Raw genomic sequence first — 20483 nt, 5'->3', positions numbered from 1 at the left:
AGATGCGTATTAGTTTACTTTTGGCACTTCTCCTCTGGAGTGCCTATAGCCTTATGGCCCAAATTGAGGGATATGTTTACCTCTATGAAGACGATCAGCAAGTACCCGCACCAAATGCTGCGGTATATTGGGAAGGAACTTCTACCGGGACAACCACTAATAATCAGGGCTATTTCAGCCTCGAAAAAGTAGCCGGACACAACACCCTGGTGGCTAGCTTCACAGGCTACCAGAGCCTATCTAAAGTTATTATCTCCCGCAAAGGCAGCACCAATTTCGTTTTGGTCCCAGAATCTACAGAACTGGATGGAGTTACAGTAACCGGTGAAGCCCTGGCTACTCAGGTGAATGCCAAAGCGGCTGGTTTGCATTTTGAGATCAACAATAAAGAACTGCGTAAAGCAGCCTGTTGTAATCTTTCAGAAAGCTTTGAAACTAATGCCAGCATTGACGTTTCCTTTAATGATGGAATTACCGGCACCAAGCAAATCGAAATGCTGGGCTTGGCCGGGAAATATGCTTTGATTCAAAGGGAGAATGTTCCTTTCGCCCGTGGACTCAATTCCTTAAACGGCCTGTCTTATGTACCCGGTCCTTTCATAGAAAGCATCCAAGTTACCAAAGGACTGAGCTCAGTATTAAACGGTTATGAAAGCATTACTGGGCAAATTAATGTGGAATACTATAAACCCGAAAATGCCCCTCGCCTTCTTATAAATGCCTTTGGCAATACCGGTGGTCGCAATGAAATCAATGCCCTTATTCGCGATAGTTGGAGCGATCCTGCCAAAGCCCATAACAGCACGATGCTTCACTTCAGCAGTGTACCTTATGCGCAAGATCGCAATGGTGACCAGTTTGCTGATCTCACCATGGGCAGACAGTTTAATGCCCTGCATCGTATCCATTATAAACTGAATCAAAACTGGGAAGGTCAGTTCGGACTGATTCTAGTTGATGATCTAAGGGAAGGAGGACAAATGACAGCCCTGGAAAATTCCGATCCTTTTGGCTGGGCTTTTAGCAGTCGTGAGAAACGCTACGGCTTCTTCGGAAAAAACGGATATCTTTTTCCTGATAAAGAACTGCGCAGTATTGGCATCATTTACAATGGCAGTTATCAAGAGCGAAACAGCACTTATGGCAATCGAGGAACGAAATTACATCAGGGTAATTTCTATCTAAATACCATACTACATGATTATATCGGGAATCTCGAGCATCAGTTCAAAACTGGTATTTCCTTAAATGCTGATCAGGTAAATGAGGAGCTTTACCTCCTTAACAAAGACAGTAGTTTGTACCAGCATCAACGCACAGAAATTGTGCCCGGTGCCTATTTTGAATACAGCTATGAGCCTGCGGATGACTTTAGCCTGGTAGCTGGAGTTCGAACCGATTATAACAGCTTTTTTAAGCAGCTCTACATTAGCCCCCGGCTACAGGCTCGTTATCAGCTATCTCCAAACACCACCTTTCGTTTAAGTGGTGGGCGAGGGCAGCGCAGCCCTAATCGTTTGGCCGAAAGCAGTTCAGCATTAGCCTCATCCCGGGATCTGCAATTTGTAGATAGTTATCGCTTTCCGGAAATCGCCTGGAATGGAGGATTTAGCTGGAGTCAGAATATTATCCTTGGCGACAATATCCTGCGGTGGAATACCGATCTTTTCTATACCTGGTTTGAAAGCAAATTAGTGATGGATCTGGATTACGATCCCCTAAAGGCTTATATCTTAAATCGCAGTGGTTCCCAGTCATGGTCCTTGTTGAGCCAAATGGATTACAGTTTGGGTAAAAGTTTTGACATCCGATTGGCATATAAATACCTGAATAGTCAGGACAACTTTTTAGAAGGTCTGGATTTAAGCTACCAGATTCCACTTCATCGAGCCTTTTTAAACCTGGCTTATTCAACTAAAAAGGAATGGAAGTTCGATGTCACGGTAAACTGGTTTGGTCAAAAACGTCAGCCTAATACGACATTGAGTCCGGTAGAATTCCAGCAAAAAGAATGGTCACCGGATTATTTCACGGTCAACCTTCAGATTAATAAAGTTTGGCGTCAGTTTGAATTCTTTGCCGGGGTTGATAACCTCTTAAATTACAAACAGGAGAACCCCATTGTTAATGCGACACAACCTTATTCGAATTACTTTGACAGTAATTTTGTTTGGGGACCCATTTTTGGGCGCAATATCTACGCGGGCTTATATTATCGACTTCCTTAAAAAAGTGAAGGCCTTGTACTTACAGGGCCTTCCTTTTTAATTCTCTTCTTCGTAATACAATTTATAGAACTGTCGCCCATCTTCATCCACTCCTTTCTCAATCTTGGAGCGATCTCCGTGAACGTAAATGTGAAAATTCTTATCCAGTTTAATAACGCTTTTAAACACGCGCCCCTTCTTTTTTACCGCTTGCTCGGAAACGGCAAAATTCTCATCTAATTCTAAATTTTGTAAATCGCGGCTGCGCACATATTCGCGAAAGCGATCTGCCACGGCCTCATCTTCGAAAACCTGCTTGCTATACGATTCTGGGTTGTACTCCTCCTCGAGTTCGAAATAATCCTTAGAGCGCCCAATGTATTCCATACTCTCGGTTTTCTCCAATGGCGTTTCATCACCCAAATCCTGATCGATAAAACTTTTGGTCACTTTAATGATCTCCGAAGTCTTAGTAAATTCTGTGGAACGCATTTGGATACGCAAGAATTGCTCAAACCAGAATTTAGCCTCTTCTCCTTTATTAATATTGTCTACGGCCATTACCTGAAATCCTTCGGATTCCTCCTGTGCAAAGATTAGGGCCGCCTTATCCACTTTAGAAGGATTGATACCCTGATAGCTATAAAGCTCAATATTCTGCGCCTCCTCTTCGGTAAATAAAAAGGGCTGTTTCTTTTCAGATTTGAAAAGAGCCAGTGCAGGGCCTTCTACCTGAGCATGACGTAGATGACTAAAGTAAATGACTAATAATTCCCCGGAGCGTACCTGTGGATGATCCGATACATCGTATAAAAGTTGCGCCACCTTTTGAGAAGCGGACAAGAAACTTTCGGGATTATTAAAGAGCGATCTTGCTACTTGAAAAACCGAATTAAACTCTAAGCCACTAGGGTGGTGAAAGCGATAAAAATCTAGATCGCGAAAAGCACTTTGCAAATAGTGCCAAATGATATTAATGGTAGGCTGATCCAAGCCACTTTCAGAGGCACTTAACACCAGCTCTTCTTCTTTGCTTTTATTGCCTACTATATGCACCGCCAGGTGCTCCAAATTGCTTAAAGTCTTTTCGAACATGCTATCTAATCTTCTCCAAAAATATTGAATACTTAGGCCTTAAAACAGCAAGCCCCCCTAAATAGGAGGCCTTAAAGAAATATTGAACTCGGAAAACTAACTCCAATGTCTTTGCAGACTCATCCAGCCACCGCCATTCATACATTCGATCCCCTGGCTTTTCATCATAGCAGTAGCCTGTCCGCTGCGCATTCCTGAGGCACAACAGAAAATTACGGGTTTGTCCAACTTTTTAATCTCAGCAAGCTTAGAAGACAATCCGGGTAAAGGCATATTCTTGGCATTCTTGATATGGCCTCCTCGAAACTCTTCTTTACTGCGTACATCAATAATAACCGCGCCGCGGCTTTTAAAGTCTTGTATTTTATCACCCTTTTTCGTGAGAAATGAAAATAATCCCATAATGTGTTTTTATTAGGCTGGCAAAGCAAGCACTAAATGTAAAATTAAAGGGTGACTGCCATCACGACCTAGGCAGGTTTATCATAGTTATAATGAACCGATGCCTGACGATCCTCCACTTTATGGGAAGCTTCATTATACACCTCCCAGTGGCGAATTTTATCCGCATAGAAATGCAATATCACGGTACGTACTTGAGAGGTATTCTTAAAACGATGAAATCCGAGATCATCATTCAAAAAACCCTGAGAACCACCGGGGTAATCATAACTAAAACGGAGTTTAGGTTCGCCCTTTTCCAAATTGAAGTGCTCAATTTCAATAGCACCTTGCAATACTTTGAACCAACCTAGAGAATTGTGAAAGTCGTGAATTTGACCAATTTGTCCTGGCTCCCAACAGGTGAGAACCGCTTCAACTACATTCGTATCATAAAGCCGAACTCTTTGATAGGAATGGGGATCGAAATGCAGATAAGGCTGCAGGGCTTCTTCGCTTAAATCGACTGCTTTCAGCAGCTCGCTATAACCTCCGTATCCCGGGCCCAAAGTCAGATTATAGCGAAGTCTTTCAACCGATTTTATAGTTTCCATTTTACTTCAATATCGAAGATCAATGTAAACTATAGACCCCAATTAAAGTATGATATTTATCACTTAAAAGTCGAGAAGCTCCACTTTATTCCGCATTAATCGAACCTTACCAATTTTTTCCAACTGCTTGAGTAAACGGGATATAACCTCCCGTGAAGAATGAAGCTCTTCGGCTAAGCGCTTGTGAGTAACCTCAACTGAGGTACTACCTAAAGCGATACTTTTATCCCGTAAAAGCCCTATTAATCTTTCGTCTAATTTCTGAAAAGCAATGGCATCTATGGTTGCCAGTAGGTTTTCGTAACGCTCATTATAAGACTCCAAGGTAAACTGACGCCATTCTTCAAATTCGAGCATCCATTGCGGCAGTGCTTTTCGCGGTAAACCAATGAATTCTGATCCCGCTTCAGCAATAGCTCGCACCTCGCTGGGTTTATCCACCATACAGCAATTTAAAGTCATGGCACATGTTTGCCCCGGATAGAGGTAATAGAGGAAAATCTCTCCTCCCTCAGAATCAGCACGACTAATTTTTATTGCTCCCTTTATTACCAAAGGAATCCATTTTGGAAAATCACCCAAATCCACCACAACGGTTTCTTCTTCATTATGAAAAACCCGCGCCTCCTTTGCAATTCGTTCCAGCAATTGGTCATTGTGAAAAACCGGGAAGTTCTGTTTTAAGACTTCCTTTATACTTTGCTGGGTTTCCTGATTTTCTGCCATGCTATTTCTTGCTCTTGTTTGCCAAATTTTGAAAGGCCTGCTAATTTACGAAGGAGGCGATGAATTTAAGCTATTAACTGATGTCAAAGCTCAATATTCTGCATTCCGGAAGTTGACGATAACAGGTGGCATTTCTGCTTTTTCTGCTTTCAAAATCCCTAAAAAAACCAAATCCCTGTAATAGCCAAATCAGCTACTCATTCAAACCACACTTTTAATCAATTTGATCCTCGGAATTAGCAGATTATCAGGAAACAACGCTATTTTAGTAACGAAGAACCCAAGATGTAGATTCTAATGAAAGGAAAATTACGCCCCTTCTTACTAACCCTGATTATCAGCTTCCTTAGTTTGAATCTTCAAGGACAGTGCAATACGCCCACTAATTTGAGCTTAGTTGCCTATGGTCCGGATTTTATTACTATCGACTGGGACAACACTACTGCTGGCACCTTCGAATACCGCTTTGTGGTGCAAGGTGGCAGTTTGGTCACCGCCACAGTGAATACTTCCAGCAGCAAACCCCTCACCATTAATGGCCTTAGTGCCAATACGACCTATGTAGTGCAAATTAGAGAGCAGTGTACTTCGGGTACTAATCCTTGGCCGGCGTTCTTAAGCGCCGGAACCAGTTGTGCCGTGGTAAACCCTCCGTTTACATCAAATTTCAATGGAGCTGCATGGACGGTAGGTGCCACAAACACTGCTGGGACTATCAATGACTGTTGGCAGCGAAATGCGGTTAGCGGTTATATTTGGAAACCTGGCCCTCCCCCCTTCGTTAGCAATTTTACCGGTGCTGATAATGACAAATCCGGAAATGGTAAGTATATCCAGATTGATCAAATCAGTTTTCCGATCAATACTTCAGATTCTGCTGATTTTGTTTCTCCACTTTTCGATTTAGGCACCTTAAACAATCCACAAATGAGCTTTTGGTACCATATGTTTGGAGCCGACATTGAAAAGCTTAAAGTCTATATCAGTACTGATTTTGGCCTAAACTACACCTTATTGCAAACCATAAGTGGTCAACAGCAAAATTCAAATACCGATGCCTGGAAAGAAAGCATTCTGAACCTTAGCGCCTACGCGAATGACACGGTTCGCATTTTGTTTAGATCGGTGGAACAATCAGTAGGATTCCAAAATGCGATCTGTATTGATGATGTGAGCATAGAAGAAGCACCCAGTTGCCCAAAACCTTCCAATCTACAACTTGTTTTTGCCAGTTTCAATTCTGCACAATTCTCCTGGACTAGTGGCGGTGCAAGCGACTGGGAGTTAAGTTACGGTACGCCGGGCTTTTCTCCGAATAGCGGCACTATTGTCGCTCAAAATTCCAACCCTGGCAGTTTAACCGGTTTAACAGCCAATACCAACTATCAAGTTTATGTACGCGATAGCTGCGGCCCCGGTGATGTATCAGACTGGTTTGGCCCCATTGCTTTTCGTACTGCCTGTAATCCAATTGCTACTCCCTATTCGGAAAATTTCGATGCCAATGGTTTTGTAACCAGCCCAACTTTTAATGGCTTGGGTAATATTAACAACTGCTGGCAACGTTCGCCCATCTTAATTTACGCCTGGAAAACCGGACCTCCGCTATTTAGCCCAACCAATACCGGTCCCACCGGAGATCACACCACCGGCAGTGCGCAGTTTATGTACACTGAGGTAATTGCCGGAGGAAGTTCAGACTCTACAATTCTTCAAAGCCCTTTGATCGACCTCAATGGCTTAAGTGCGCCTGAATTAAAATTCTATGTGCACATGTTTGGAGCAAATATCAATCAGCTTAAAGTTTATATTTCCAACGGCGGTGCCTTTCAGCTATTAAACACCCAAAGCGGACAGCAACAAACCAGTAAGTCCCAAAGCTGGAAAGAAGTAATTGCACCTTTGGGTGCATACCTCAACGACACCATTCAATTGCGTTTTGTAGGTTTTCGTTCAGCCAATGGCTTTGCTGCCGACATTAGTATTGACGATATAACTATTGACGAGGCACCTAGTTGTCCACGTCCTCAAAACCTGGCTGCCATTAGTGTAGGAACCACCTCAGCTAATTTAGGCTGGACTACTGGTGGGGCCAGCAATTGGAACATCTCCTATGGTGCTCCCGGCACTGCAGCCAATTCCGGAACCATAGTCAATGCAGGCTCCAATCCCTTTAGTTTATCCGGCCTTACAGCCAATACCACTTATGACATTTATGTTCGAGACAGTTGCGGTCCTGGCGATGTTTCCGTGTGGACCGGTCCTTTGCGTATTCAAACCGAATGCAATGCAATAGCAGCACCCTATTTCGAAAACTTCGATGGCACCGATTTTATTCCCGGGGCATTTAACTCCCCAGGTACTTTAAACAGCTGTTGGTCTAAGGATACCGCTGTTAATTACCAATGGTCGGTGGAAGACGGGCCTCCCGGGACATTTAACTCAGGACCCAATGCAGATCATACCACCGGATCCGGACAATACATTTTTACGCAAGCAGTATTTACCATTGGACTAGGCCAGGTAACCGGAACTGCAGTGGAATCTCCCTTGGTGGACCTAAGTCCTTTAACTAGCCCCGAATTGCGCTTTTGGTACCATATGTTTGGTCAGGGAGTCGACTCTTTAGGAGTTGAAGTAAATAATGGTAGCGGCTATCAACATGTGTGGAGCATTAGCGGACAGCAACAAACCGCCAGTAGCGATCCCTGGGCCGAAGCAATTGTTTCTTTAGCCAACTTTGCGAATGACACTATCTCTGTTCGCATCATTGGCTATCGAAATTCACCTTTTAGCAACCAGGCACCCATAGGAGTAGACGACTTTCGAATCGATGAGCAACCTACTTGCCCACAGCCCAGTAATTTAAGCATCACAGCAGTGGGCTCAAACAGCATTACCCTAAGTTGGACAACAGGTGGCGCTACCGATTGGCAAATAGAATATGGTGCTCCCGGCTTTTCAGCGGGCAGTGGAACACTGGTAAATGCCAGCAGCAATCCCTTTGTATTAAATGGCTTGACTCCAAATACCCCCTATCAATTTATTGTAAGAGATAGTTGTGGTTTGGGGAATGTTAGTTTTTGGTCGAGCTTTGTACAAGGTCGTACCGCTTGTACAGTAAGCATAGCCCCTTATTTCGAGGATTTTGAAAACGGACTTTGGAACGACCCCACCGTATTTAATGACCCCGGAAATATTGATCCTTGTTGGTCGAGAACCGATACCACTACCTATTTTTGGCGAGGCAATCAAGGTGCGAGTGATGGCTTTAATACCGGTCCCGATGCAGACCACACCACTGGAAATGGATTTTACGCGTATTCACTACGACAAGGTGGATTTAACAGCTACTTAAGTACCGATCTGTTTACGCCATTGATAAGCCTGGACACGTTAAGCACTCCGGAATTGCGTTTCTGGTATCATATGTTTGGCCAGGACATCGATAAACTGGTAGTAGCCGTAAATACCGGCTCAGGATGGTCTAATGTAAATACGATTAGTGGCCAACAACAAACTGCAGCCAGTGCAGCCTGGCTAGAGAGGGTTATTAGTTTAAGCTCTTATATTGGAGATACCATCCAAATTCGATTTAGAGCTTTCCGCTCTAACGGCACGGCATTTAGAGCCAGCATGGCCATAGATGATATTCGAATTGACAACACGCCTACCTGCCCCAATCCTACCAATATTCAACAAACAGCCAATACCCAAACCACCCTTACTCTAGATTGGACAAGTGGTGGTGCAACAAATTGGCAAATCCAATACCGCCCGAGCGGATCCACCGGTGCCTTTAATCTGGTATCGGTAAGCAGTAAACCTTTTGTTTTGAATGGCTTAAACCCAAATACCAATTACGAAATCTTTGTACGCGACAGCTGTGGCAGCAACGATGTAAGCTGGTGGGAAGGTCCATTTATTGGCAATACCGCTTGTGGTGTATCATCATTACCCTTTAATGAGAACTTTGACAACACCCCATGGCAAGAGGGAATTGGCTTCTTCAACACCAATGATCAGATCAGTCCCTGTTGGACCCGAAACCGTCAAACCAGCAATGACAAATGGGGTGTAGGCGCCGGAACCACTCCAAGCTTCGCAACCGGGCCACAAGAAGACGCTATGGGCTCCGGAAACTATATCTATTTCGAAAGTGACTTCAGCACCAGTGCCAACCCGGCACTAATGACCAGTCCCGAAATAGCCTTAGTAAACACTTCTACCCCTAAGCTTTATTATAGCTACCATATGTTCGGTAATAATATTAGCTCTCTTAAGGTGCAGATTAACACCCGGAACAATGGCAATAATATCACTCTACGCACCTGGACAGGTCAGCAACAGTTTAGCAATGGCGCGGCCTGGAAAGAAGACTCACTTGACTTAAGCGCCTATGTTGGCGATACCATTGAAGTAGTGTTCCGAGCGGTTTCCAGTGGTGGTCAGGGTGATATTGCGGTAGATGATGTATCTGTTCGCTCGAGTGGACCCTCTTGCGGAGTACCATATAATTTGCAGGTGCAAAACCAGGGCTATACCAGCCTGAGCTTTAGCTGGCAAAACAGCAATACCGGAAACTCGGTTACTACTTTGCGTTGGTACGATGCTGCATTGGGAATTGGCAGCGCTACCGTGGTACCGAATGTAAGCAGCCCTTACTCCATTAATAATCTCAACTCAAGTAGTCAATATGTTATTGAGCTATTTGACAGCTGCACCACCACCATTAGCGCCAGCTTAATCGACACCCTTTCCACATTGGTTTGCGATAGCGTTACGGCTAATTTCACTTATACCAGTCGATTCCTCCGCCGGAATTTTACCTCCAGCGCCACAAATGCGGATAGTTTGAAATGGTATTTCGGAAATGGCGACAGCAGTGCACTCACAAACCCGGTGTATTTCTATTCCAATCCTGGAACTTATTCGGTAACGCTCATTGCCTCCAATATTTGCGGGAATAGCGACACCATCGTTCAGGTCCTGGAGGTTTGCGATACTCTAAGAGCCAATTTTAATTGGACGCAAAGTACAGACAGTACTAATTTTACCGCAGATCCGGGGAACAATGCCAGCGGCTATTCCTGGGATTTAGGCAATGGTACCAGTGCTACTGGCAGCACAGCCTCCGCGTTTTACTCAGACACTCTCGATAAATTCGTAACTCTGGTTAGTTGGAATAATTGCGGTGATACCGTTCGTAATACGCGTAGAGTCGAAGCTTGTGATCCACCTAGGGCAGACTGGACCTACACCGTACTCAGTCCGATTAACTCGGGATTACGTATTCAATTTGATGGAACACTTTCCACCGGAGCTACCTCCTATAGTTGGGACTTTGGTGATGGCAACACCGGAACCGGGCCCATGCCCATTCACATTTACAGTACCCCCGGACTGTTTTATAAAGTTACCCTCACAATTAATGGGGTCTGCGGCAGCTCTACCCGAAGTTTCAAGCTCAATCAGCTGGGGCTAGATGCCAGTGAAGTTCCTGACCCGCATGTCTATCCCAATCCGGTACAACGCTATTTAAGAATTGAATGGCCGGAAGAGGCAAAAAGCCCGGATGATTTATTGTTATACAACAGTACCGGACAATTGATACGTAGAATTAAAAGTGAAGAACTAAAAGAGGCCATAGACCTAGGTGCCTTGGTTCCCGGATACTATCATTTAGTCATCCAGGGTCCATTCGGAGAACTGCACTATCCTCTGATAAAAGAATAAAAATGAAGCCGGCTTTTTGCCGGCTTTTTTTTATGCTTATGAAGCCTCCCTCACCCTGCACAAATCTTTAAAAATGTAAATTGCTACCAAACTCTGATATAGGGATGCAGAATAAAAAAAATCCAAAAATAGACCTCGAAAAATACCGCACTCACTTTTTATTAGCGGGTGTCGCCCTTTCATTATTTATTGTCATTCAACTCTTTAACATCAACTTTTCGGAACCCGAAATTGAAAAACCGGAGCAAATTGTAGTGGATGGCGATGATATAGTTATTCCCATCACCGTAAGGCCTCCCAAGACAGTTAAGGTGGAGCAACCAAAAGAGCTTCCCAGTGAACTCAATGTTGTTGATGACAATACAGTAGTGGATAATGAGCTGGATATGAGCGCCACAGAAACCGATGAAGATGAATATCTTATTTCTGAAAATCAAGATGTTCGATATGTGGAAGGAGAAGTAGAAATAGTGGGCGAAGAAGCCGAAGATTTAGAAGAATTGGAAGACCCTATTCCCTTCGCAGTAGTAGAAACAGTCCCCATTTTCCCAGGTTGCGAGAGCTTCGAAACGAATGATGAACGAAAGACTTGTTTCCAAACGCAATTGCTTCAGTACGTAAGTCAAAACTTTGTGTACAGCGAAACGGCCCGCCGACTTAAAATTGAAGGTCGGGTAATAGTAAGTTTTGTGGTAGAGAAAAATGGTCAGGTTTCCAATGTGCAGGTATTGCGTAGCGTAGACCCCTATTTGGATAATGAAGCGATTCGAGTAATTTCCGGTCTTCCCCAAATTGAACCCGCCAAGCAACGCGGGAAAGCGGTTCGAATGAGCTTTGTGGTACCTATCAAAATTGAATTAAAAGAATAATTTTAAGAGTCCAGGTTTATGAGAAAACTATACGCCTTATTCAGTCTTTTACTGATTCATCAAATTACATCGGCCCAAGCCGCTCTTAACCTGGATGGCACAGATGATCATATTACCAGCAATTATTCGGGAATCACGGGATCCGGTGAGCGAACCATTGAAGCCTGGATTCGCACTACGGCCAACTCCATACCAGGCCAGGGTGGTCAAAAGGTATTAGTAAACTGGGGCAGTATGACCACCGGCACCCGCTTTACATTTTGCCTGCTCTGGAACAATGCCATCCGTTTGGAAATTGGTGGTTCTGGATTAAGCGGAAATACTGCCGTTAATGATGGAAGCTGGCACCATGTGGCCGCTACTTATAAATCAGGATTAGTGAGCTTATACGTGGATGGAGTTTTAGATACCAGTGGAACTCTTAGTGGAGTAAATACCAGTTCCGGCAGCTTTGTGATTGGGCGCCGTGTAGATGGTGTGAATTACTTTGACGGGGATATTGATGAAATCCGAGTTTGGAACACCGCTTTGAACCCAAGCCAATTGGCCTTAAAAGACAGCAGTGAATATTGTATTTCGCCAAACAATTTGGTGGCTTATTATAAATGTAATGATGGAACTGCATTAGCGAACAATAGCGCCATTAGCGGAATAATTGATCGTTCAGCCAATGGCAATAATGGCAGCCTCCAAAACTTCGCTTTGGCAGGTACCGGGTCTAACTTTATCGCATCACCTGTACAGGGTGCCGGGCTTAATTTAGCCTTGAGCATTAATTCTTGCGGACCTTACACCGCGCCAAATGGTATAACCTATAGTACAAGCGGTCATTATCAAGACACGATTAATTCTGCTTCCGGCTGTGATACCATTATAGACCTAAACTTAAATGTCACCAATCTTAATTCGGCAGCCAACCGCATATCAGCTAATCAATTAGAAGCCTTAGAATCGGACTCCAATGCTCAATTCCAATGGTTAAACTGCAATAACAATTACAGTAAAATTAGTGGCGCAACTGGCAAAGTCTTCACCTTTGTGCAAAATGGAAATTATGCCGTGGAGGTAAGTTTAAACGGCTGTGTTGATACCTCGGCTTGCATACTGGTAAGCAATGTTGGACTCCAAAGATTTGAAGATTCCGAAATTCAAGTTTACCCCAACCCCGCTCATAGCAAGGTTCAGATCAGCGCCAAAGCAGGAGATTACCATCGCTATTATCTACTCGATTTACAAGGGAGACAGATCCGTAGTGGCGACTTAAATCTAAATGGACACAGTGAAATAAGCCTGGGCCAAATGCCTGATGGGATTTATCTGCTCAAACTAGAAGGCTCAAACCAAAGCATTCAAAGGAGATTACACATAAGACATTAAAGAAAAAAGGCTTGATTCGATTGAACCAAGCCTTTTCTTTTACGGTGCGGGCGGGGAGACTCGAACTCCCACACCTCGCGGCACTAGATCCTAAGTCTAGCGTGTCTACCAATTCCACCACGCCCGCATTTCCCGTTTCAGGGGCGGCAAATATATAAATTTTGCCTTTCTCTGTCTAAAAAAAATCTAGTTTGGAAATAAACGCTTCGGTAACGTTTATACCGGAAGAGCCGCTTTGAAATAGTTACTTTTGCCACTTTAGATTTTAACTATGAAATCATTTGATCTGAATGAGCTCCCATCGAAGGAAGCACATGGTCATTTATTGGCCGCTGTAGGGCCGCGTCCCATTGCATTTGCAAGCACTGTGGATCAGGATGGTAAGCCCAATCTTAGTCCCTTTAGCTTTTTTAATGTATTTGGAAGCAATCCTCCAATTTTAGTCTTTTCACCCTCCCGAAGGGTTCGAAATAATACCACTAAAGATACCCTCCACAATGCTCAAGCGACCAAAGAGGTAGTGATCAATGTGGTAAATTTTGACCTTGTTCAACAGATGTCTCTGGCCTCTACCGAATACGCCACTGGGGTAGATGAGTTCAAAAAGGCCGGTTTAACTCCAATTGAATCCGACATTGTAAAACCCTTTCGGGTGAAGGAATCTCCGGTACAATTCGAGTGTAAGGTGAATGAAATTATTAGCTTAGGTGAAAATGGTGGTGCGGGAAACATGATCATCTGCGAAGTGCTTCGCATGCATGTAGATGAATCGGTTTTAAACGAAGCCGGATTAACAGACAGCACCAAATTGGATTTGGTAGCCCGTATGGGAGCCAATTGGTATTGCCGTGCTAATCACGAATCCATGTTCGAAGTAGAAAAGCCCCTTGCCACCTTAGGCATTGGAGTGGATCAAATTCCGGATCGTATTCGTAAGAGTATTTTCCTGGATGGCAATGATCTGGGTAAACTAGGTAATGTAGAACGCCTGCCCAATGATGCTGAATTAGAAGAATTTGCTAAAGGTAGTCGCATTCGCAGCATCTTTGAAGAATCAGACAATGGTATGGAAGCCCGTGAGCTTCTTCACCAGTATGCAAAAGAATTATTAAATATCAATGAAGTGAGTGAAGCTTGGAAAGCTTTGCTTTGCGATAAATTAAACAGAGTTTAATACAGAATGGAAGTAAGCGGAATCGTAAAACGCGTTGGCGGCACCCAACAGATCAGTGCCAGTTTTAAGAAAAGAGAAGTGGTAGTAACTACCGAAGAGCAGTACCCACAGCATATCTCTATCGAATTTGTTCAAGATAAAACCGATCTCCTCGACAGTGTTCGTGAAGGTGAAAAAGTGACTATCGGCATTAACCTCCGTGGTCGTGAATGGACCTCTCCTCAAGGTGAAGTAAAGTATTTCAATACCATTCAAGGATGGAGAATTGAGAAGAGTAATCCGGCTCCTGCTCCTTCTAACCCAGCCCCTCAAGGTGGAGCAGCTCCAAGCACCGATTTCGGGACTCCTCCCAGCATGACCCCCTATGAGGAAGACGACGACGATCTACCTTTTTAAATAGCCTATGAGTTTCGCAAAGCGCTTCGAGAAAATATTTCGTTTTCTTTTACCCTCGCCCTTTGCGATAGCTCTTTTACTTACAATTTTCAGCTTCGGCCTATATTGGCTTTACGCCGATGGGCCCTGGCTCTCCCGATTGGGAAACTCTATTGATTACTGGCAAGAGGGACTGTGGAACGGTCCCCTGCTGGTATTCATGGTTCAAATGATGTTGATCTTGGTTTTAGGTCATACCCTAGCCTTAGCAAAACCGGTAACCCTCTTCGTCGATTGGATCCTTTCACTTAGTCGTGATCCGGCTAAAAACACTGCCTTAATTAGTTTTTTCACCTTAAGTCTGGCCTTTGTAAACTGGGGTCTGGCTCTGGTTTTTGGTGCCGTAATGGCCCGCAAGGCTGCAGAAAATTTTAGTGCCCGCGGACAGGTTTTCAATTATGGGCTTTTGGGAGCCGCGGGTTATAGTGGCTTAATGGTTTGGCATGGTGGAATTAGCGGCAGTGCCCCCATTAAGGCAACCGAGCCCGGACATGTACAAAGTTTAGTCCACAGTGAGACTATTCAAATGCCCGAACGTATAGGCTGGGAAGAAACCATTTTCAGCCCAATGAATGGAAGCGCCAGTTTAATTCTCCTGGTTCTTATCCCGCTATTAATGTATTGGCTGGCTCGCAAAGCTCCGGGTCAAAAAGAGCACATCCAAGCTCAAAATAGTAGCATTGAAAGCCGTGAACATAAAGGTGCTGAAAAATTAGATCATTCGCCCTGGTTCGGCTTAGTGATAGGTTTAGTTATCCTGCTCATAGGCTTTCGAAGCGCCTGGAACAGTGAAGGCTTAAACTTTCTTACTCCTAATTTCATTAACCTCAGCTTACTGGCCTTAGGATTGGCCTTTCATGGAAGTTTGCAAAAATTTCTAAACGCTCTGGATGATGCCATTCACGGTGCGTCTGGAATTCTCTTGCAATTCCCCTTGTACTTTGGCATTATGGGCTTAATGCGCGACGGCGGCATAATTGAAGCCATGAGTAATTATTTTAGTGCCAATAGTAGTGCCTTTAGCTTTCCCCTTTGGACATTCTTCAGTGCTGGTATCATCAATATTTTTGTTCCCAGCGGAGGCGGTCAATGGGCCATTCAGGGGCCAGTACTACTGGAAACCGCCCAAACATTGGGAATCCCTTATGGAAAAGCGATTATGGCCATGGCTTATGGTGATCAATTAACCAATATGCTACAGCCTTTCTGGGCACTTCCCCTCCTGGGTATCACCGGTTTAAAAGCGCGCAGAATTGTTCCCTACACTTTGCTTTTGATGCTATTAGGCGCTGTGGTATTTTTAGGGGTATTAATGCTTTTCTAAATGCCAATCTACCAATTAGACAACCAGTCCTTATGGTTTCCTACACCCGATCTTTGGGAGCCTGATGAAGGCATAGTTGCGGTGGGTGGCGACCTTAGCCCCAAGCGATTGGAAGCAGCCTATAATCAAGGTATTTTCCCCTGGAATGAACCAGAGTCCGATTTGCTTTGGTGGTGCCCCCTGGAACGTATGGTTTTAAGGCCAAAAGAAGTGCATATCAGCAAAAGCTCTCGAAACCTCCTTAACCAACAGCGCTTTCAAATTAGCTTTAATAAGGATTTCAATTCCGTTATAGAAGCCTGCAAAGCGGTAGTTCGACCAGGACAAGAAGGTACCTGGATTACTGATGAGCATATTGCCAGCTTTAAGCAGTTACATCTCGAAGGTAAAGCCTTTAGTGTTGAGGCCTGGCAAGATGATCAGTTAGTGGGTGGACTTTACGGACTTACAACCGGAGCTTGTTTTAGCGGAGAATCGATGTTCTCAAAGGAAAGTAATGCCGGTAAAATCTGCTTTATTGAACTGTGTAAGCGTCTCGACTTCTGGGGCATTCCCTTAATCGACTGCCAGATATACAATAGCTATCTCGCCAGTCTTGGAGCTTATCGCATTAGCCGGGAAAGCTTTTTAAAAGCATTGGATTTTTGCCGTAGCGAATATCCGGATTGGGAAGAAATATTCTCCTAAGCGAACAATTTATAGGTCAGCTCATTATCGATGCTATGAAAAGCTGGCTCCTTCTCCTTTTAGTTTCCCTAGGTACATCTGCTTTAAAAGCTCAGGTAAGTCCTCAACAAATTATTGAATTTAATGAGGAGCGTGAATTGAAGAATCAAAAAGGGATGTTGATACTTGGCTCCTGGGCCCTGGTTAACATGGGTTTAAGCGCTACAAAACTTCGAAGCCCGGATGCACTGGCTCGATCCTATCATCAAATGAACCTGGCCTGGAATAGTGTTAATCTGGGGATCGCTATTTATGGCTTTTACCAGGCCTCCACCGCAAACTATGGTCTCAATCTTATTGAAAGCCTGGAAGCCCAGGAACGCATTCAACAAATACTGCTGATTAATGCCGGCCTGGACCTACTTTATATTGGCAGTGGCTTCGCGCTCAATCACTGGGGGAATAAAGGAGAAAAGGCGCTACGTAATCAAGGTTTTGGCCAGGCTATCGCGGTAAACAGTGCCTTTTTACTGGCCTTTGACCTCTTGTTTTATTGGATGCATCGGCAAGATCAATTGGAGTTTTTAAAAGCGATTCCTGCCGATCTGAGAGTCAGTGCTCAAAGCTTTAGTCTTCATTTAAGCTTTTAAGTACTGCGGATATCCAGAACATCGCGTAAGGCATTTCCGATAAACATAAAGGCTAATACTAAAAACATTATAGCCATTCCCGGAATTATTGCCAGGTAAGCTTTATCTACAATGAGGTAGGCATAGTGATCTTTAATCATGGTGCCCCAAGTAGGTGTAGGAGGTTGAGCCCCCAAACCCAAAAAACTCAAGCCACTTTCGATCAAAATGGCAGCAGCAAAATTTGCGGCCGAAATAACAATAAGCGGCGCAAAAGCATTAGGCAAAATATGTCGAAAAATGATCCGCATATCTGAAAAAGCCAACACTCGAGCGGCCTGGATATACTCTTTCTCCTTAATGCTTAGAATCTGCCCCCTTATTACCCGGGCCACTTCTACCCACATGGTAAAGCCTATAGCCACATAAACCTGCCAAAGCCCTTTACCCAATGCCAAGGTAATGGCAATCACCAATAAAAGCCCGGGAATAGACCATACCACATTGATTAACCAAAGAATCAGTTTATCTACCCAGCCCCCATAATAAGCCGCCAGGGAACCAATAGGAATTCCAATAATTAAAGATATAAGTACTGCTAAAAAACCCACTGAAAATGAAACTCGTGCCCCTAAAACCAAGCGGCTGAACAAATCCCTACCAAAGCGATCAGAACCAAATAAAAAGTACTTAGACTGCAAATACGCTTTGTTCCGAATAGCCTCCAATCCGTAGTACTCCGAAAGAGCAATTACTTGTGGATCAGAATCGGCCGCTTGACCATATTCGCGGTAGTACAAGCTATCCCATCGCTGTTTATGCCATTGTAATGGGATACGCTGAAACTCTAGTTCCTGGCCGTTTTGAAGGATATCCCACCAGGATTGATCTTCCACCTCACGGGGCAAAGCCAGCATTTCCACTTCAAAACCCGGAGCTTGATTAGCCAGGGCTAAGTGCATCTCATTGGCATTGGGACTATTATCCTCAATGAAGGTATAAGCAAAAAGCGCCATGATGGCGCTTATGCTGATTATCAGAAGTCCGGCTGCTCCCAGCGGGTCCTTCCCTATGCCTTTCAGTATTCTCAAGGAGTATAATTAGCGCTTAAGTCCAAAGCTACTAAATAGGCTTCGCTTAAGTACAAGTCCTTTTTAAGGGCTTTATGCCAGTTATCTCTTTTCTCGAGATTCTCCTCCGAAGAATTAATTTCTTCCAAATCTGCTTTATTGGAGCTTATAGTCAATTCCGTTTGACTCTTTCGCATCCCCTGATACTGCTTCGCCTCCGCACGATAGTCTTCTTGATACTTGCGGAATTCTTCCAATCTTAAGGGGATTAAAGTATGCTCTTGTTCCTCTTTAATCCAACGTGCATACTCCTCGATCATAGCAAAATGTGAATTGGTATCCATGCGACTTTTGCTACGATCAATAATCGCTGGATATGCCGCCACGCCTGACTCCCAAAGATCATAATCGGCTGGCTCAATTTCATCGTAAGGCAAAGCATAGTCTTGCTCCTTCTCACCATAAGGGATATACATGTAATTATCCGGAGTAACGATATCTGCTTGCACCCCTTTCAATTGAGGTGTACCTCCATTAATACGATAGTACTTCTGAATGGTAAGTTTTAATGCGCCTAAGGGTTTCAAATCATTATAGGCCAGGTTTACAGTGCGATCCATGTCTACCACATTTTGCACAGTTCCTTTACCGAAGGTAGAATTGCTACCAATGATAATTCCTCGTTTGTAATCCTGAATGGCTGCGGCAAAGATTTCCGAAGCTGAGGCGCTAAATTTATTGACCATCACCACCAGCGGCCCGTCATAGACTACTCCACCTTTGGTATCCGATAAGACCTTAGGTCTCTGCCCCGAAGCTTTCACTTGAACTACTGGCCCTTTGTCGATAAAGAGACCTACAATATCAATCACGCCTTGTAAGCTACCCCCACCATTATTACGAAGGTCCAGAACTACACTTTTAACGCCTTCGGCTTTAAGCTTTTCTAGCTCTTTGGCTACGTCCTCAGCACAATCGTGGTTTTCATCGCCATAGAAATTTACGTAGAACTTAGGGAGACGGATATAGCCCACCTTGTCTTCACCCTCACCGATTACTGTAGATTTAGCAAAAGTTGATTCCAATTCTACAATATCGCGGGTAATGGGAATATCCATCTTGCTACCATCCAATTTGCGAACGGTTAATTTCACCACTGTACCTTTTGGACCGCGAATGTGTTTTACCGCCTTGCGCACACTAATACCCACCAGGTCTACTACCTCGCCATCTTCTTGCTCTACTTTCAAAATTTTATCTCCCACTTCCAGATCGCCTTGTTTCCAACAGGGACTACCAACAATCACTTTAGAGATAGTTACATAATCCCCTTTTTGCTGTAATTGAGCACCGATACCTTGGAGCTGACCAGTCATGTTAATTTCAAAATCCTCCTTCTTTTCCGGTGGGAAGTACTGAGTATGGGGATCATACAATGCGGTAATTGCATTCATATAAGTTGAAACCCAGTCTATGCGTTCCAAATCGTCCAGGCTATTGAACCAATCATCATGCATTTCCAATTCCTTGGTACGCGCTTTCTCTTCCATCTCCGCTAAGGTCAATACCTCAGTTTCACTATCGGCAGAGTCCTTCTCCTGATCGGTCATCATATCATCCATTCGCAGTAAAATGCGATACTTCAAATATTGACGCCAGCGATCTTTAAGCTCCTCCATACTACCGGCATAGCTTAATTTATCATCGTCTGTTTCCAGGCTTTCCTCTACTTCGAGGTCCATGGGCTGCGCAAGAATTTCCTTATAAAAATCTTTAACTACCGTATAGCGATTTTGATATCGATCAAAAGCATCATCAAAAAAGCTGAGGTCCGAACTACGAATTTCATCGTCAAGCTTCAATCGGTAAGATTCCAATTGATCCACATCTTCCTGAATCAGAAAGCGCTTGTTATAATCAAGATTTTCCAGGAAACCCTCATATACCTTTGCCGAGAAATCATCATCCAATGATTGAGGAGAGAAATGATTTGTACGCAGTACCTGATAAATGATATTCATTATCAATTTATCCTTCTCGTCTGCTTTGGGTACGGGTGGATAAAAGGCAAAACCCAGACCAATGGCGGCCACCAATATTAAGATTCGGTAACGATTCAGATTCTTAAGAACTGACATATAATATCTTGCTTAATTCTTTGTTAAACTCAACAAATTCTA

At 43.9% G+C, this 20483-nt stretch carries 15 protein-coding genes and 1 tRNA gene; 9 read left to right on the top strand and 7 right to left on the bottom strand.

Annotation, left to right across the window (positions count from 1 at the left end; translation table 11 throughout):
- Window positions 1-2: 2 nt before the first annotated feature.
- Window positions 3-2228 carry a TonB-dependent receptor gene (locus ACO05P_RS15615; RefSeq protein ID WP_421752290.1) on the top strand — a complete coding sequence of 742 codons (2226 nt, stop codon included), beginning with the start codon at window positions 3-5 and terminating at the stop codon, window positions 2226-2228.
- A gap of 36 nt (window positions 2229-2264) precedes the next feature.
- Here the strand turns inward: ACO05P_RS15615 and ACO05P_RS15610 are convergent, their stop codons facing one another.
- From ACO05P_RS15610 to ACO05P_RS15595, 4 genes are all read right to left on the bottom strand, one after another.
- Window positions 2265-3302, bottom strand: coding sequence for a nucleoid-associated protein (locus tag ACO05P_RS15610; RefSeq protein WP_421752288.1), 1038 nt, complete (start codon window positions 3300-3302; stop codon window positions 2265-2267).
- A gap of 96 nt (window positions 3303-3398) precedes the next feature.
- Window positions 3399-3704: a rhodanese-like domain-containing protein gene (locus ACO05P_RS15605; RefSeq protein ID WP_421752286.1), complete on the bottom strand. Its 306-nt coding sequence runs from the start codon at window positions 3702-3704 to the stop codon at window positions 3399-3401.
- Window positions 3705-3772: 68 nt separating this feature from the next.
- Window positions 3773-4297 carry a cysteine dioxygenase gene (locus tag ACO05P_RS15600; protein WP_421752284.1) on the bottom strand — a complete coding sequence of 175 codons (525 nt, stop codon included), beginning with the start codon at window positions 4295-4297 and terminating at the stop codon, window positions 3773-3775.
- 63 nt (window positions 4298-4360) lie between these two features.
- Complete coding sequence (locus ACO05P_RS15595) at window positions 4361-5023, bottom strand: Crp/Fnr family transcriptional regulator (RefSeq protein ID WP_421752282.1); 663 nt, start codon at window positions 5021-5023, stop codon at window positions 4361-4363.
- A 297-nt stretch (window positions 5024-5320) separates the two neighbouring features.
- Between ACO05P_RS15595 and ACO05P_RS15590 the strand changes: the two genes are divergently transcribed.
- The 3 genes from ACO05P_RS15590 to ACO05P_RS15580 all read left to right on the top strand — a co-directional run bounded on the left by ACO05P_RS15590 (window position 5321) and on the right by ACO05P_RS15580 (window position 13005).
- A complete protein-coding gene (locus ACO05P_RS15590; protein WP_421752280.1) occupies window positions 5321-10759 on the top strand; it encodes a fibronectin type III domain-containing protein in 5439 nt (1812 codons plus the stop codon).
- A gap of 104 nt (window positions 10760-10863) precedes the next feature.
- Complete coding sequence (locus tag ACO05P_RS15585) at window positions 10864-11628, top strand: energy transducer TonB (RefSeq protein WP_421752278.1); 765 nt, start codon at window positions 10864-10866, stop codon at window positions 11626-11628.
- Window positions 11629-11646: 18 nt separating this feature from the next.
- Window positions 11647-13005 carry a LamG-like jellyroll fold domain-containing protein gene (locus ACO05P_RS15580; RefSeq protein ID WP_421752276.1) on the top strand — a complete coding sequence of 453 codons (1359 nt, stop codon included), beginning with the start codon at window positions 11647-11649 and terminating at the stop codon, window positions 13003-13005.
- Window positions 13006-13050: 45 nt separating this feature from the next.
- Here ACO05P_RS15580 and ACO05P_RS15575 read toward each other — a convergent pair.
- Window positions 13051-13132 (bottom strand) — tRNA-Leu (locus ACO05P_RS15575).
- A gap of 144 nt (window positions 13133-13276) precedes the next feature.
- Between ACO05P_RS15575 and ACO05P_RS15570 the strand changes: the two genes are divergently transcribed.
- From ACO05P_RS15570 to ACO05P_RS15550, 5 genes are read left to right on the top strand one after another with little or no spacing between them, the layout of a single operon-like run.
- Window positions 13277-14179: a flavin reductase family protein gene (locus ACO05P_RS15570; RefSeq protein WP_421752275.1), complete on the top strand. Its 903-nt coding sequence runs from the start codon at window positions 13277-13279 to the stop codon at window positions 14177-14179.
- A 6-nt stretch (window positions 14180-14185) separates the two neighbouring features.
- Window positions 14186-14575, top strand: a complete 390-nt coding sequence (locus ACO05P_RS15565; protein ID WP_421752273.1) for a DUF3127 domain-containing protein — start codon at window positions 14186-14188, stop codon at window positions 14573-14575.
- Between the two features lie 7 nt (window positions 14576-14582).
- Window positions 14583-15938: a TIGR00366 family protein gene (locus ACO05P_RS15560; RefSeq protein WP_421752271.1), complete on the top strand. Its 1356-nt coding sequence runs from the start codon at window positions 14583-14585 to the stop codon at window positions 15936-15938.
- Window positions 15939-16625: a leucyl/phenylalanyl-tRNA--protein transferase gene (aat, locus tag ACO05P_RS15555; protein WP_421752269.1), complete on the top strand. Its 687-nt coding sequence runs from the start codon at window positions 15939-15941 to the stop codon at window positions 16623-16625.
- 35 nt (window positions 16626-16660) lie between these two features.
- Window positions 16661-17254 (top strand): DUF6992 family protein, encoded by a 594-nt coding sequence (locus ACO05P_RS15550; RefSeq protein ID WP_421752267.1) that lies wholly within the window; start codon window positions 16661-16663, stop codon window positions 17252-17254.
- Here ACO05P_RS15550 and ACO05P_RS15545 read toward each other — a convergent pair.
- Complete coding sequence (locus ACO05P_RS15545) at window positions 17251-18324, bottom strand: ABC transporter permease (protein ID WP_421752266.1); 1074 nt, start codon at window positions 18322-18324, stop codon at window positions 17251-17253. The genes ACO05P_RS15550 and ACO05P_RS15545 overlap by 4 nt on opposite strands.
- Entirely contained in the window at window positions 18321-20441 is a 2121-nt protein-coding gene (locus tag ACO05P_RS15540; RefSeq protein ID WP_421752264.1) for a carboxy terminal-processing peptidase, read from the bottom strand. Before ACO05P_RS15540 ends, ACO05P_RS15545 begins: the two co-directional genes overlap by 4 nt.
- Window positions 20442-20483 lie beyond the last annotated feature (42 nt).

Source organism: Croceimicrobium sp., from assembly GCF_965228705.1.
In the GTDB taxonomy this organism is placed as follows: Bacteria; Bacteroidota; Bacteroidia; order Flavobacteriales; family Schleiferiaceae; genus Croceimicrobium.
The sequence above is the reverse complement of the archived record's forward strand: the minus strand, read 5'-3'. Positions and strand labels throughout refer to the sequence as shown.